At 66.1% G+C, this 14,286-nt stretch carries 18 protein-coding genes; 8 read left to right on the top strand and 10 right to left on the bottom strand.

Annotation, left to right across the window (positions count from 1 at the left end; all coding sequences use genetic code 11):
- Positions 1-14 precede the first annotated feature (14 nt).
- Together yjgA and mog are read left to right on the top strand one after the other, a co-directional pair.
- A complete protein-coding gene (gene yjgA / locus DPV79_RS04815) occupies positions 15-617 on the top strand; it encodes a ribosome biogenesis factor YjgA (RefSeq protein WP_272481918.1) in 603 nt (200 codons plus the stop codon).
- Positions 601-1,215: a molybdopterin adenylyltransferase gene (gene mog, locus DPV79_RS04810; RefSeq protein ID WP_059590133.1), complete on the top strand. Its 615-nt coding sequence runs from the start codon at positions 601-603 to the stop codon at positions 1,213-1,215. The genes yjgA and mog overlap by 17 nt, the downstream gene beginning before the upstream one ends.
- 34 nt (positions 1,216-1,249) lie before the next feature.
- On the opposite strand, the gene orn is transcribed toward mog, so the two are convergent.
- The gene (orn, locus tag DPV79_RS04805) at positions 1,250-1,870 is read right to left on the bottom strand and encodes an oligoribonuclease (RefSeq protein ID WP_048022931.1); all 621 of its coding nucleotides are present in this window, start codon (positions 1,868-1,870) and stop codon (positions 1,250-1,252) included.
- Between the two features lie 117 nt (positions 1,871-1,987).
- Here orn and DPV79_RS04800 point away from each other — a divergent pair, with 117 nt between their 5' ends.
- From DPV79_RS04800 to DPV79_RS04790, 3 genes are all read left to right on the top strand, one after another.
- Complete coding sequence (locus DPV79_RS04800) at positions 1,988-3,247, top strand: M48 family metallopeptidase (RefSeq protein WP_048022930.1); 1,260 nt, start codon at positions 1,988-1,990, stop codon at positions 3,245-3,247.
- Positions 3,244-4,185 (top strand): ribosome small subunit-dependent GTPase A, encoded by a 942-nt coding sequence (rsgA, locus tag DPV79_RS04795; protein WP_021159738.1) that lies wholly within the window; start codon positions 3,244-3,246, stop codon positions 4,183-4,185. Before DPV79_RS04800 ends, rsgA begins: the two co-directional genes overlap by 4 nt.
- Positions 4,186-4,251: 66 nt before the next feature.
- A complete protein-coding gene (locus DPV79_RS04790) occupies positions 4,252-4,569 on the top strand; it encodes a putative signal transducing protein (protein WP_021159739.1) in 318 nt (105 codons plus the stop codon).
- A 67-nt stretch (positions 4,570-4,636) separates the two neighbouring features.
- Here the strand turns inward: DPV79_RS04790 and DPV79_RS04785 are convergent, their stop codons facing one another.
- The 6 genes from DPV79_RS04785 to rpsP form a co-directional block, all read right to left on the bottom strand.
- A complete protein-coding gene (locus tag DPV79_RS04785) occupies positions 4,637-5,575 on the bottom strand; it encodes a CobD/CbiB family protein (RefSeq protein WP_021159740.1) in 939 nt (312 codons plus the stop codon).
- Positions 5,576-5,695: 120 nt separating this feature from the next.
- Entirely contained in the window at positions 5,696-6,382 is a 687-nt protein-coding gene (locus DPV79_RS04780; protein ID WP_021159741.1) for a CoA pyrophosphatase, read from the bottom strand.
- An 87-nt stretch (positions 6,383-6,469) separates the two neighbouring features.
- Positions 6,470-6,862, bottom strand: coding sequence for a 50S ribosomal protein L19 (rplS, locus tag DPV79_RS04775; protein ID WP_006753174.1), 393 nt, complete (start codon positions 6,860-6,862; stop codon positions 6,470-6,472).
- Between the two features lie 133 nt (positions 6,863-6,995).
- Positions 6,996-7,790, bottom strand: a complete 795-nt coding sequence (gene trmD / locus DPV79_RS04770; protein WP_027788044.1) for a tRNA (guanosine(37)-N1)-methyltransferase TrmD — start codon at positions 7,788-7,790, stop codon at positions 6,996-6,998.
- Between the two features lies 1 nt (position 7,791).
- Positions 7,792-8,469 (bottom strand): ribosome maturation factor RimM, encoded by a 678-nt coding sequence (gene rimM, locus DPV79_RS04765; RefSeq protein ID WP_021159743.1) that lies wholly within the window; start codon positions 8,467-8,469, stop codon positions 7,792-7,794.
- 42 nt (positions 8,470-8,511) lie between these two features.
- On the bottom strand, positions 8,512-8,766 hold the full coding sequence (gene rpsP, locus DPV79_RS04760; protein WP_006476550.1) for a 30S ribosomal protein S16: 255 nt from the start codon (positions 8,764-8,766) through the stop codon (positions 8,512-8,514).
- Between the two features lie 153 nt (positions 8,767-8,919).
- Between rpsP and DPV79_RS04755 the strand changes: the two genes are divergently transcribed.
- Positions 8,920-10,056, top strand: a complete 1,137-nt coding sequence (locus DPV79_RS04755) for a PQQ-dependent sugar dehydrogenase (protein WP_113044916.1) — start codon at positions 8,920-8,922, stop codon at positions 10,054-10,056.
- 109 nt (positions 10,057-10,165) lie between these two features.
- Positions 10,166-10,633: an NINE protein gene (locus DPV79_RS04750; protein WP_059486875.1), complete on the top strand. Its 468-nt coding sequence runs from the start codon at positions 10,166-10,168 to the stop codon at positions 10,631-10,633.
- A gap of 49 nt (positions 10,634-10,682) precedes the next feature.
- Here the strand turns inward: DPV79_RS04750 and DPV79_RS04745 are convergent, their stop codons facing one another.
- Both DPV79_RS04745 and DPV79_RS04740 read right to left on the bottom strand, forming a co-directional pair.
- On the bottom strand, positions 10,683-11,870 hold the full coding sequence (locus DPV79_RS04745; RefSeq protein WP_042975179.1) for a PA0069 family radical SAM protein: 1,188 nt from the start codon (positions 11,868-11,870) through the stop codon (positions 10,683-10,685).
- Between the two features lie 90 nt (positions 11,871-11,960).
- Complete coding sequence (locus tag DPV79_RS04740; RefSeq protein ID WP_042975180.1) at positions 11,961-12,449, bottom strand: Lrp/AsnC ligand binding domain-containing protein; 489 nt, start codon at positions 12,447-12,449, stop codon at positions 11,961-11,963.
- A gap of 145 nt (positions 12,450-12,594) precedes the next feature.
- Here DPV79_RS04740 and DPV79_RS04735 point away from each other — a divergent pair, with 145 nt between their 5' ends.
- Positions 12,595-13,881, top strand: a complete 1,287-nt coding sequence (locus DPV79_RS04735) for a D-amino acid dehydrogenase (RefSeq protein ID WP_113044915.1) — start codon at positions 12,595-12,597, stop codon at positions 13,879-13,881.
- Positions 13,882-13,981: 100 nt separating this feature from the next.
- Here the strand turns inward: DPV79_RS04735 and DPV79_RS04730 are convergent.
- Positions 13,982-14,286 (bottom strand): acyl-CoA dehydrogenase C-terminal domain-containing protein (locus DPV79_RS04730; RefSeq protein WP_208866705.1); only part of this gene is annotated, 305 nt, incomplete at its 5' end.

Here is a 14,286-nt window from a genome sequence, read left to right as displayed (position 1 = left end):
ATACAATGCCGTCCATGACACGCAAAACCCGAATCCAGCCGATCGAGCATGCCGTCGAGGACGACGACAATGGCTACGATCGCCCCAGCAAATCCCAGTTGAAACGCGAAATGCACGCGCTGCAGGAGCTCGGCCAGGCGCTCGTCGACCTGCCGAAGGACGCCCTCAAGCGCATGCCGATGCCCGAAGATCTCGCGGACGCCGTGCGCGAAGCCCGCCGGATCACCGATCACGAAGGCAAGCGCCGCCAGCTCCAGTACGTCGGCCGCGTGATGCGCTCGCTGACCGACGACGAGACGGCCGCGCTGCGCACCGCGCTCGACGCGCAGCGCGGCGTGAACAAGGCCGCGACGGCCCGCCTGCACTGGATCGAACGCACGCGCGAACAGTTGCTCGCGAACGACGACGCGCTGACCGAATTCCTGCGCCAGCACCCGGAAGCCGATATCCAGGAAGGCCGCACGCTGATCCGCAACGCACGCAAGGAAGCGCAGCAGGGCAAGCCGCCGCGCTATTTCCGCGAGCTGTTCCAGTGGATCAAGGCCGCCGGCGGCGCGTCCGATGCGGACGACGAAGCGGCGGACGACGCCGGAGACGACCATGACGACGAAGCGTAACCACCCGGACGAGCTCGTCGTCGGCCTCGTGTCGATCAGCGACCGCGCGAGCACGGGCGTCTACGAAGACAAGGGCATTCCGGCGTTGCAGGAATGGCTCGGCGGCGCGCTTACGTCGCCGTGGCGCGCCGAAACGCGCCTGATCCAGGACGATGCGCCCACGATCTCCGCCACGCTCGCCGAGCTCGTCGACGTCGCGGGATGCGACCTCGTGCTGACGACCGGCGGCACGGGCCCCGCGCGCCGCGACGTGACGCCCGAGGCCACGCTGGCCGTCGCGACGAAGGAAATGCCCGGGTTCGGCGAACAGATGCGGCAGATCAGCCTGAATTTCGTACCGACCGCGATCCTGTCTCGGCAGGTCGCGGTGATCCGCGAAACGGCCCGGGCCGACCATGCGGCGCTGATCATCAACCTGCCGGGCCAGCCGAAATCGATCCGGGAAACGCTCGAAGGGCTGCGCGATGCCGACGGCAAGTCGACCGTGCCCGGCATCTTCGCCGCGGTGCCCTACTGCATCGACCTGATCGGCGGCCCGTATATCGAGACCGACGCCGCGGTGGTCGCGGCGTTCCGGCCGAAAAGCGCGCGGCGCTGAGCCTGTACCCGGCGCCGGGCGCGTGCCGACCCGCTCAGGCGGCCGGCGCGGACTCGCCTGCCGAAGCCGACGCGGCCGGAATCAGGAAATGCTCGCGGTAGTACTTGAGCTCGTCGATCGACTCGTGGATGTCCGCGAGTGCCGTGTGCATCGCCCGCTTCTGGAACCCCTTGTAGATCGCCGGCTGCCAGCGGCGGCACAGCTCCTTGAGCGTGCTGACGTCGAGGTTGCGGTAGTGGAAGAACCGCTCGAATTCGGGCATCCAGCGCGCCATGAAGCGGCGGTCCTGGCAGATCGAGTTGCCGCACATCGGCGACTTGCCGGGCGACACGTACTGCGCGAGGAAGGCCTGCAGCTGCGCGGCGGCGTCCGCCTCGGTCACGGTCGACGCGCGCACGCGGTCGATCAGGCCCGAGCGGCCATGCGTCGACTTGTTCCAGTCGTCCATCTTCGCGAGCGTTTCGTCGCTCTGGTGGATCGCGAACACGGGGCCTTCGACGGCGACGTCGAGCGTGGAATTGGTCACGACGACCGCGATCTCGATGATGCGGTCGTTATCCGGGTCGAGGCCCGTCATCTCCATGTCGAGCCAGACGAGGTTCAACTCGTTGCGCACGAGCGCGGGCTGGCTGGTGGAAGCGGCGGTATCGGTCATGAGTCATCCTGGAAAATGGCGGGCAGCGCGCGGCGCCGCCCGGGCGGCCGGCATCGCATCAGCGGGCCCGGTCCGCAAGAACATATAATTCTCGCATAGAACCCTTTGGCGCCTTCGATGTCACCCTTTTCGTTCACCCTGCTGTTCGCGCTCGCCGTGCTCGCGATGGTCGTCACCAAGCTGTGGCTCGCGTCGCGGCAGATCCGCTTCGTCGCCGCGCACCGCAACGGCGTCCCCGCGCAATTCAGCGCGACCATCCCGCTGACCGCCCACCAGCGCGCGGCCGACTATACGGTCGAGCGCACCCGGCTGACGATGCTCGAGATCGTCGTCAGCGCGGCCGTGCTGGTCGGCCTCACGCTGCTCGGCGGCGTCGGCGCCCTCGACACGCTGCTCACCGGCTGGCTCGGCCGCGGCTACGGGCAGCAGGTCGCGCTCGTCGCCGCGGTGCTCGTGATCACGAGCGTGATCGACGTCCCGTTCGAGTATTACCGCCAGTTCGGAATCGAACAGCGCTTCGGCTTCAACCGGATGACCAAGCGGCTGTTCTTCACCGACATGCTGAAAAACTCGCTGCTTGGCGCCGCGCTCGGCCTGCCGCTGCTGTTCGTCGTGCTGTGGCTGATGAATCAGGCCGGCAGCCTGTGGTGGCTGTGGACCTGGATCGTCTGGGTCGCGTTCCAGATGCTCGTGCTGCTGATCTACCCGACCTTCATCGCACCGATCTTCAACAAGTTCGAACCGCTGAAGGACGACGCGCTGCGCGCGCGCATCGAGTCGCTGATGAAGCGCTGCGGCTTCGCGGCGAAGGGCCTGTTCGTGATGGACGGCAGCCGCCGCTCCGCGCACGGCAACGCGTACTTCACGGGCTTCGGCGCCTCGAAGCGGATCGTGTTCTTCGACACGCTGCTCGCACGCCTGTCCGGCCAGGAAATCGAGGCCGTGCTCGCGCACGAACTCGGCCACTTCAAGCGCCGCCACGTGATGAAGCGGATGCTCGTGTCGTTCGTGCTGAGCCTCGTGCTGCTCGCGCTGCTCGGCTGGCTTGCACAGCGCACGTGGTTCTACACGGGGCTCGGCGTCACGCCGTCGCTCGACACGAGCAACGCGGGCGCCGCGCTCGTGCTGTTCTTCCTCGCGATTCCCGTGTTCCTGTTCTTCGCGACGCCGTTCGGCAGCCTCACGTCGCGCAAGCACGAATTCGAGGCCGACGCATTCGCGGCCAGCCAGACCGACGCGCAGGATCTCGTCAGCGCGCTCGTGAAGCTCTATGAGGACAATGCGTCGACGCTGACGCCCGACCCTGTCTACACGGCCTTCTACTACTCGCATCCGCCCGCCTCGCAGCGGATCGACCGCCTGCTGCAGCACGCATGAGCCGGCCGACCTCCCGCAAGCCGGCCCCGCGCGCGTCGGGCGCGCAACGTGCCGAAGGCCGCGTGATCGCGGCGCACGGGCGCCACTACATCGTCGCGCCCGACGATGGCGGCCCGATGCTGCAGTGCTTCCCGCGCGGCAAGAAGAGCGATATCGCGGTCGGCGACCGTGTCGCGTACGAACTCGCCTCGGCCGACCAGGGCGTCATCGTCGAGATCGGCGAACGGCGCAACCTGCTGTACCGTTCCGACCAGTTCAAGTCGAAGCTGTTCGCGGCCAACCTCGACCAGTTGCTGATCGTGCTCGCGACCGAGCCCTATTTCAGCGAGGACTTGCTCGGCCGCGCGCTGATTGCCGCCGAGGCGAACGAGCTGAAGCCGCTCGTCGTGCTGAACAAGATCGACGTCGAAGCCGCGCTGCCGGTCGCGCGCGAGCGCCTCGCGCCCTACCGCGCACTCGGCTACGACGTGCTCGAGCTGTCGGTGAAAGGCTCGCCCGACGACGCGCGCGCGCAACTGATGCCGCACCTCGCCGGGCATTCGACGATCCTGCTCGGCCAGTCCGGGATGGGCAAGTCGACACTCGTGAACCTGCTCGTTCCCGACGCCGAAGCCGCCACGCGCGAGATTTCGGCCGCGCTCAACAGCGGCCGTCACACGACGACGTTCACGCGCCTCTACCCGCTGGAAGGCGGCGGCGCCCTGATCGATTCGCCGGGCTTCCAGGAATTCGGCCTCTACCACCTGACGGAAGGCCGTCTCGAGCGCGCGTTTCCGGAGTTCCGGCCGCTGCTCGCGGACTGCCGTTTCTATAATTGCCATCATCTGCACGAACCCGGCTGCGCGATTCTCGAAGCCGTCGCCGACGGCCGCATCGCGCCGACACGGCATGCGCTGTATGCGCAGCTCGTGCACGAGGCAAGCCAGATCGTCCGCTGATCGCGCGGCACGCGCGCGGCGGCCAGCCGGTGCCATGCGGGCCGGCCCTCACCGACAGGAGCCGCGATGCGTTTCAAGGCACCCGATCTCGCGACGGCGCAGCATTGGGCCAACGTGCTCCAGGTGGCCGGCATCGGTTGCGAGCTGCATAACTGCTACGCGACCGGCGCACTCGGCGGCCTGCCTGCCGACGCGTGCACGCCCGAGCTGTGGCTCGACGACGAACGCGACGACGCGCTCGCGCGCCGGCTCCTCGATGCCGCTTCGCATGGCCCGTCGGCCGGCGCCGCGCCCTGGCGCTGCCGGCAGTGCGGCGAGGCGCTCGAGGCCCAGTTCACGGCCTGCTGGCAATGCGGCGCCGTGCGCGACCCACGCGACGATTGACCCGCACAGCAAAAAAGGCCGGCATCAAGCCGGCCTTTTGTCTTTCATCGGGCACTGCACTGCCCCGTCACGACACCCAGACGGCGAGTGTCAGCATCAGCAGCAGAATCATCCACAGGATCACCGCGCGCCAGACAAGGCCAACCGCGGATTGCAGCGTACGCGGCGTGCAATCGTCACCGACCGTCAACGGACCGCTGTCACCGACCGCCAGCGCATCGAGGCTCGACGGTTCCGCGAGCGGCCCCGCGAGGCGTGCGCCGAGTGCGCCGCTACCGGCTGCCAGCAGGACCCCGTCGTTCGGATCGGGCCACTGGCGCGTATGGTTGCGCCACGCGTAGATCGCGTCCTCGAAGTTACCGACGATTGCAAAGCCGAGCGCAGTCAGTCGCGAGGGAATCCAGTCGATCACGAAGAACGCGCGCTGCGCGAACGTCGAGAAGGCTGCCGTGCGGTCGTCACCCGGCGTCGACCAGCTGCGCGCGAGGTATTCGGAAATCCGGTACAGCACGGCGCCGGCCGGGCCGATCGGCAGCACGTACCAGAAGAACACGCCGAACACGTGGCGATGCGATGCGACAACGGCGTGAATCAGCGTATGGCGGACGATTTCGCCGACCGGCATGTCGACCGTGTCGATACCCGTCCACTCGTGCAGGATTTCGCGCGCACGCGGCACGTCATCGTTGTTGAGCGCGAGGTGGATGTCGGTGAAGTAGTGGCTGAACTGGCGGAAGCCGAGCGTGAAATACACGACGACGACGTTCCAGATGAACGCGAGCACGAAGCTCACCTTGTACAGCAGGAAATAGATCAGCGCGACGATCAGCACCCACGGCAGCACGACCGCGAGCCATGCGAGGATGCCGTGCTTCTGCTTGCCTGCGTCTAGACCATGCGCGACGGTTTCCGCATGAAACTGGAACAACGCGAACACCGGATTGTTCGGCGACAACGCGCGGACCTGTTCGATGATGAGGGCGAGGAGAACCGAAAAGAAAGTCATGCGTGGCGCCGTCTTCGGAGTTATGTCATTTTTTGCATAACGATAGCACAGCGTAAGCACCGGATGGCTGCCGGCGCAGTCGTGCGGCAGCCGGCCGCGCGCGCCAGCCGCCGCGCGCGCCTAGCCGGCTGCCAAGAAGCGGTACAGATTGCGCAACATGCCGGCAGTTGCGCCCCAGATGAAGTAATGCCCGCCGGGTTCGCCATTCGGATAGGGCATCGCAAAAAAACGACGCTCGCCGCCTTCCCAGCGAAACACCCGGACCTGATGGTTCGCGGGATTCATCAGGAACGCGAGCGGCACCTCGAAAATCTCGGCCACTTCGAACGTGTCGGCCTGCACGGTGAACGGCGGATGCACGAGGCCGACCACCGGCGTCACGCAGAAGCCCGTGCCGGTCAGGTAGTCGGGCAATGCGCCGAGGATCTCGACACGCTCGTCGGCCAGCCCGATCTCTTCCTTCGCCTCGCGCAACGCGGTTGCGGTCGCGTCACGATCGAACGGTTCGCGGCGACCGCCTGGGAAGCTGATCTGTCCGGCGTGGTCGTTCAGGTGGTCGGCGCGCTGGGTCAGCAACATGGTGAGGCCGGACTCGCGGACGACGAGCGGAACGAGGACGGCCGCGCTACGCGGATCGACGCCCTCCTGCAGTCTCGCCTCGTCGGGCTCGACGCTCCACTCGAGCGTGCGCGCGAAACGGTCGCGCAGGCCGGACGGTGTCATCAGGCGGGAATCGATGGCCGGCAGGCCGGCGCCGGTGCCTTCGACCGGCAAGACTTCGGGATCGATGATGGGGCGGCGATTCAATGGGGCTCTCGTGTTTGTGTCGTATCGAGCATATTGTCGCGCCAGAATGAAAAAAGCACCCGGGTGGGTGCTTTTTCCTTACAGCTATTACTCTTGGGAAGCTGCTGCGGCGCGATCCTTCGACACCAGCTTTTCCTTGATACGAGCGGACTTGCCCGAACGCTCGCGCAGGTAGTACAGCTTCGCACGACGCACATCGCCGCGGCGCTTCACGACGATGCTTGCCAGCAGCGGCGAGTACGTCTGGAACGTACGCTCGACGCCTTCGCCCGACGAGATCTTGCGGACGATGAAGTTCGAGTTCAGACCACGGTTGCGAATCGCGATCACGACGCCTTCGTAAGCCTGAACGCGCTTGCGGTTACCTTCAACCACGTTTACGTTCACGATCACCGTGTCGCCCGGGGCGAATTCGGGGATCGTCTTGCCGGCGAGCGCGCGCTCGATCTCTTCCTGCTCAAGTTTTGCGATCAGATTCATTACTGACTCCTTATGCCATCGTGTCGGCGTTCACACCCGCCTGTTTCCAGGCCTGGCCCCGATAGAGGATGGATTCACATCAGGCGCCGCACACGCATGCACGACACCGCCAATTCCCGCCCGCGACACCGCCTCAGGAGGCGTCCTTCGCTTCGCGTGCGAGGTTCGCAAGCCACGCCTCGTCGGCCCGGCTCAGCAACTTCTCGCGGCGCGCCCGGACGATCAGGTCCGGCCGCTTCCGCAACGTATTCCTCAATGCTTCCTGGCGCCGCCACCGCTCGATCTCGGCATGATGCCCACCGAGCAGTACGTCCGGCACGCGCATGCCATCGTATTCCTCGGGGCGCGTGTAGTGCGGACAATCGAGCAGGCCGTCGGCGAAACTGTCCTGCACGGCCGACAGCGAATCGTTCAGCACGCCGGGCAGCAACCGCACGACCGCATCCATCATCGCCATCGCCGGCAGTTCGCCGCCCGACAATACGAAATCGCCGAGGCTGATTTCCTCGTCGACGCAACGATCGAGCAGGCGCTGGTCGATCGCTTCATAGCGGCCGCACAGCACGACAACGCCGGGTTCCTGCGCCATCCGCACCGCGCGATCGTGCGTGAGCGGTGCGCCTTGCGGCGACATCATCACGACGCGCGTGCTCGCGATACCCTGTTCCGCCTGCGCCGCTTTCGCGGCATCGATCGCGGCTTCGAGCGGCCTGGCCAGCATCACCATGCCCGGACCGCCGCCGTACGGACGATCGTCGACCGTGCGGTAGTTGTCCGTCGTGAAATCACGCGGGTTCCAGGTGCGCAACCCGAAGCGCCCTTGCTTGACGGCCCGGCTGGTGATCCCCCAGTCGGTCAGTGCACGGAACATCTCGGGAAAGAGCGTGACGACGTCGAACTGCACCGCGCTCTCGGTAACCTGGTTCATTTCAGTAATCGGCTTCCCAGTCGACGACGATGCGACGCGCCGCCTGATCCACCGTTTTGACGTATACGCCGACGAACGGAATCAACCGCTCGTCGGTGGTCGGCTGACCGTCTTTGCCGGTCGCCGGATACTCGACACGCATGATCGAATGCACGCCGTTGTCGATCATCCCGCTCACCTTCCCGAGCGCCACCGATTGCTCGTTGACGACATCGAGACCGATCAGGTCGACCCAATAGAATTCGTCCGCGGCCAATGCCGGGAAATCTTCCCGGCGCACGAACACGCGAAAACCGCGCATGGCCAGCGCGGCATCGCGGTCGCTCACGCCCGCGGGTTGCGCAACGACAGTGTCGCTGTGCGTCTTCGACTGCAGGATGCGGACGGAAAGCCGCTCCGCACCGCGCTCCAGCCACCAGTGGCGCGCCTTGAGCAGCGCATCGCCACCGCGACCGGCGTCGGCATGTGTCGCCACCTTGACCCAACCCTTCAGGCCATAGGCGTCGACCACTGCCCCGACCTCGACGGCATCGTCGGGCCAGGCCTGCGCCACTTCGAGACTGCCCTGCTCGGCAGCCTGACCGGCGTTCGCGACAACGTCGCGCTCGACCGGCTTGCGGACGAATGCGCCAAACGACGCACGCCCGCGCCTTGCATTACCGGAATCGTGACCCGCCATCAATGCACCTCACAGCCGGCACGACCGGCACACCGTGCCATGTTAGGCAGCCGGTTGCGCCTTTTGCGCTTCCTTCACGAGACGCTGGACGGTCGGCGACAGTTGTGCGCCAACGCCTTGCCAGTACGTCAGGCGATCCTGAGCGATACGCAGCGATTCGCCCTTCGTGGCGACCGGGTTGTAGAAGCCGACGCGCTCGATGAAGCGGCCGTCACGACGGTTGCGCGAATCGGTAGCAACGATGTTGTAGAACGGGCGCTTCTTCGAGCCGCCACGAGCCAGACGGATGATAACCATATGATGTCCTTCGGGAAAACCGGGTTCGAAACTACTGAAACACGCGATTATAGCCGGAAACCAGAGGTACAACAAACACTTACGCGCAAAAAATCCACGGGCGGCCTGTCCGCCGGGCCTAGAATCGTCGTGTCCGGGACGTTCCACACCGTCATGCCGCCCCTTCGCGCCGCCTCGATGTGCCGCGCGCAGCACCGTTTCGCGGCGCTGCTTGCCGGCCTTGCCTGCCTCGTATCCGCAATGGCGTCAGCCGCGCTGCCGGTGGGCGAACTCGTCGTGCCGCCCGGCTTCCACGTCGAAGTGCTGGCCGACGCGGTACCGACCGCGCGCGAAATGGCGTGGTCGCCACGCGGCATCCTGTATGTCGGCACGCGGGAAGGCCGCGTGCACGCGTTCGTGATGCACGAGGGCCGGATCAGCGCGCGCTACGTGATCGCTTCCGGGCTCGACATGCCCGTCGGTGTCGCCTACCGTGACGGCGCACTCTATATATCAGCCGTATCGCGCATCCTGCGGCTCGATCGCATCGACGACCGGCTCGCCACGCCGCCCGCACCCGCCGTCGTCACCGACGCGCTGCCGGCCGAACACCATCACGGCTGGAAATTCATCGCGTTCGGCCCCGACGGCAAGCTGTACGTGCCGACCGGCGCACCGTGCAACGTCTGTCTCGCCGATCGCAGCCGCTACGCGATCATCGCGCGCATGAAGGCGGACGGCAGCGGGAACGAGGTTGTCGCCCGCGGCATACGCAATACGGTCGGTTTCGCATGGCACCCCGATTCGGGCGAGCTGTGGTTTACCGACAACGGGCGCGACATGATGGGCGACGACGTGCCCGACGACAAGCTGAACCGCGCACCGCGCGCAGGCCTCGACTTCGGCTTCCCGTACTGCCATGGCGGCGACACGCCTGACCCCGAATTCGGCAGCCCCGACGTTTGCCGCCGCTACGTGCCACCCGTATTGAAACTCGGTGCGCACGTCGCGGCCCTCGGCATGCGCTTCTATACAGGGCCGATGTTTCCGGCGTCGTATCGCAACAACGTGTTCATCGCCGAACACGGCTCGTGGAACCGCAGCACGAAGGTCGGCTACCGCGTGATGCGTGTCGTGGTGTCGGCTGACGGCAGCCACGCGCGCCAGACTCCGTTCGTCACGGGCTGGCTGCGGCCCGACGGCACGGTATGGGGACGCCCTGCCGACGTGCTGCCGCTGCCGGACGGCTCGCTGCTCGTCAGCGACGACTACGCGGGCGCAATCTATCGCGTGACCTATGCGGCACCTTGACGCAGTACAGGGGTGACCGGCCCCGACCGCGCATCGTAGAATGCGTGCCGGGCCGCGCGCCCGCGCCGGCCCGCCGGCCGCCCATGCCAACGACAATACGCCGCCATCCATGTCCAGCAGCACCGCACCGTCCCGCCGCTTCCGCTCCAAGACGCTCACCGCCGCCCTCGCGTTCCTGTTCGGTTCGCTCGGCGCGCACCGCTTCTATCTGTATGGCTTTCGCGACGTGTACGGCTGGGCGCACCTGCTCGCGACGATCGTCGGCATCCCGGGCTTCCTCTTGCTCGCCGCGACCCAGCGCAGCGCCGGCCTCGGCTGGTGGCTTGCGGTACCCGGCGCAATCTCGCTGCTGGCCGCCTTCCTCGCAGCCCTCGTCTACGGGCTGCGTCCCGACGAAAAATGGGACGCGCAATTCAACGCGGAGACGGGCAGGCACAGCAAGTCGGGCTGGACCGTGATCTTCGTGGTGATCTTCTCGCTGCTGATCGGCGCGTTCCTGCTGATGACCGCGCTCGCACTGTCGTTCCAGACGTATTTCGAGTCGCAGGTCGAAGCGGCCAAGCAGATTTCGCAGTAAGCGCAACGAACGCGACGCACCGGCACCCCGCGCCGGCTTGGCGCGCCGATCAGAACAGGTTCAATTGCATGTCGTCGCGCGCCTGCGTCGATCGCGTGCCGGCTGAACGCACAGCGACACGCGGCACCGGCGCCGCGGCGGCCGGCGTGCCGCGAAACTGCGACAGATCGAGAATGCCGTTTGTGCGCTCGTTCAGCCCGAGCCGCTTGACGGCCTGGCGGAAGCGCTGCCGCAGCAGGTCGGCCCAGATTCCCTCGCCCTTCATCCGTTTCGAGAAATCCGAGTCGTAGTCTTTTCCGCCGCGCATGTCGCGCACGCGGTTCATCACGCGCTCCGCGCGGTCGGGAAAATGCGCGGCGAGCCAGTTCTTGAACAGCGGCGCGACTTCCCACGGCAGCCTCAGGATGATGTAGCTCGCATGCGTCGCGCCGGCTTCCGCGCACGCCTCGAGCACACGCTCCATGTCGGGCTCGGTGACGAACGGAATCATCGGCGCAATGCTCACGCCGACCGGCACGCCCGCCTCGCTCAACGCACGAATCGTACGCAACCGTCGCGCCGGCGTCGCCGCGCGCGGCTCGAGCGTGCGCGCGAGATCGGCGTCGAGCGTCGTGATCGTGACCGCCGCCATCACCTGCTTGCGCTCGGCCATCGGCGCGAGCAAGTCGAGATCGCGCTCGATCAGCGACGACTTCGTGATCGCCGCGAACGGCAACCCGCGATCGTGCATCACCTGAATCACGCTGCGCGTGATGCGCAAGTCGCGCTCGACCGGCTGGTAGGCGTCGGTGTTGACGCCGAGCGCGATCGGCTCCGGCACGTAGCGCTTGCGCGAAATCTCGCGCTCAAGCAATTCGGCCGCATTGACCTTCGCATAGATGCGGCTTTCGAAATCGAGCCCCGGCGACAAGCCGAGATAACTATGCGTCGGACGCGCAAAGCAGTAGATGCACCCGTGCTCGCAACCGCGATACGGATTGAGCGATACGCTGAATGGAATATCGGGCGACTGGTTGTGCGTCAGGATGCTCTTCGCCCGCTCCTCGAATACCTGCGTGCGCAGCGGCGCGGGGAAATCGGCATCGTCCGACTCGTGTGTCCAGCCGTCGTCGACCGCTTCACGCTGCGCGATCTCGTATCGCCCCTGCAGGTTGTCGACCGCACCGCGCCCCTTGCGGGGCACGGGCGGCGCTATCGGAAATTCGTTGTCGGATCGATCGTCCATATGCCCACCCATTCGCCTGCGCCCAATACTGTACATTTATACAGTATTGGGCGCAGCGTGCCAAGGGCGGGATAAAGGGCCCGGCGGACTGCCGCCGGTACGTCAGTCGCCCACCGCGATCGTCAGCGTCTCCTTGATTTCCTCCATCACGACATAGCTCTTCGACTGCACGGCCCCCGGCAACTGCAGCAGGATGTCGCCGAGCAGCTTGCGGTAGTCGGCCATTTCGCCGATCCGCGCCTTGATCAGGTAGTCGAAATCGCCGGACACGAGATGACACTCAAGCACCTCGTCGATCTTCATCACTTCCCGGCGGAATTGCTCGAACATGTTGCCGCCCTTGTGGCCGAGCGTGATCTCGACGAACACCAGCAGCGAGGCATCCAGCTGGTGAGGATCGACACGCGCGTGATAACCGGTGATCACGCCGTCCCGCTCCATGCGTCGCACACGCTCGATACACGGCGTGACGGTCAGTCCGACCTGTTCCGCGAGGTCCTTCATCGCCATCCGGCCGTCGTCCTGGAGCAGTTTCAGGATGCGCCGGTCGAGCTTGTCGAGCGAGCGTACGGGCTGACGTTGCGTTCTCATTTGTTTATGCTGAAAACCTGAAAAATACGATAACAAAACCTACACATTCGACAATACCATAGCGCAAAAAACTAGATCAGCTAGAGGTTACACGGAGCCGCAGGTGCGCCCGGCCTCGATCTGGTCCCTTCCATCTGGAGCAGCTATGCGAGTCGTCATTCTGGGCAGCGGTGTGGTGGGCGTGGCAAGCGCGTATTACCTCGCGCGCGCCGGTCATGAAGTCACGGTGATCGACCGGGAGGCCGGCCCGGCGCTCGAGACGAGCTTCGCGAACGCTGGCCAGATCTCCCCCGGTTATGCCGCGCCGTGGGCCGCCCCCGGCGTGCCGCTGAAGGCCGTCAAATGGATGTTCGAGAAACACGCGCCGCTCGCGATCCGCCTCGACGGCACGCGCTTCCAGCTCCAGTGGATGTACCAGATGCTGCGCAACTGCACGGCCGAGCGCTATGCAGTCAACAAGGGCCGCATGGTTCGCCTCGCCGAATACAGCCGCGACTGCCTGCAGGCGCTGCGCGCCGATACCGGCATCCAGTACGAAGGCCGCACGGGCGGCACGCTGCAACTGTTCCGCACGCAGCAGCAACTCGACGGTGCAGCGAAGGACATCGCCGTCCTTCAGGCAGCGAACGTGCCGTTCGAACTGCTGTCGCCGGCCGAACTGAAGAATGCCGAACCGGCCCTCGCCGCCGTTTCGCACAAGCTGACGGGCGGCCTGCGCCTGCCGGGCGACGAAACGGGCGACTGCCAGCTGTTCACGACGCGCCTCGCGGCACTCGCTGAATCGCTCGGCGTCAAGTTCCGCTACAACACGCCGATCGATGCGCTCGCGATCGCGGGCGGCAAGATCGCCGGCGTGCAGTGCGGCAGCGAGACGGTGCGTGCGGACGCGTACGTCGTCGCGCTCGGCTCGTACTCGACCAGCTTCATCTCGAACCTGATGAAGATCCCCGTCTATCCGCTGAAGGGCTATTCGATCACCGCGCCGATCGTCAACGAAGCGGCCGCGCCGGTATCGACGGTGCTCGACGAAACCTACAAGATCGCGATCACGCGTTTCGACCAGCGCATCCGCGTCGGCGGCATGGCGGAAATCGTCGGCTTCGACAAGAAGCTGCGCGCCGCGCGCCGCGAAACGCTCGAAATGTGCGTGAACGACCTGTTCCCGGGCGGCGGTGACACGTCGAAGGCAACGTTCTGGACGGGCCTGCGCCCGATGACGCCGGACGGCACGCCGATCGTCGGCCGCACGCCGGTGTCGAACCTGTTCCTGAACACCGGCCACGGCACGCTCGGCTGGACGATGTCGTGCGGTTCGGGCCAACTGCTCGCGGACCTGATCTCGGGCAAGATGCCTGCGATCCAGGCTGACGACCTGTCGGTACACCGTTACCTGAAGGACGTGGCAGGCCAGACGCGCCCGGCCTACGCATAAGCCGCTGCCGCCCGCAGCAATGCGGGCCTGCCGACCGGCATCAAAAAGAAAGGCGCCCCGGGGGGCGCCTTTTTCATGACGTCGAGTGTCCCGCGAAGAATCAGAACTGGTCTTCCGTCAACGCGAGCACGCCCTCGTTGCCCTTCGTGCCGACGATCGACGCCTCGAGCGCGCCTGCCTGCACCAGCACCTGCTCCGCATAGAGCTGCGCGATCGCGATCTTCGCGTCGAAGAACGCCGGGTCGCTCGCGCGGTTCGCCTGCGCGGCCACCAGCGCGCGCGCCATCTGCCATCCGCACAGCACCACGCCCGCCAGCTTCAGGTACGGCACGCTGCCCGCGAACACCGCGTTCGGGTCCTGCTTCGCGTTCGCCAGCACGTAATCCACCACCGACGACAGCGCCT

It is taken from the genome of Burkholderia reimsis (assembly GCF_003294055.1).
GTDB classification, from domain to species: Bacteria; Pseudomonadota; Gammaproteobacteria; order Burkholderiales; family Burkholderiaceae; genus Burkholderia; species Burkholderia cepacia.
This window is presented reverse-complemented; position numbering and strand designations above follow the sequence as displayed.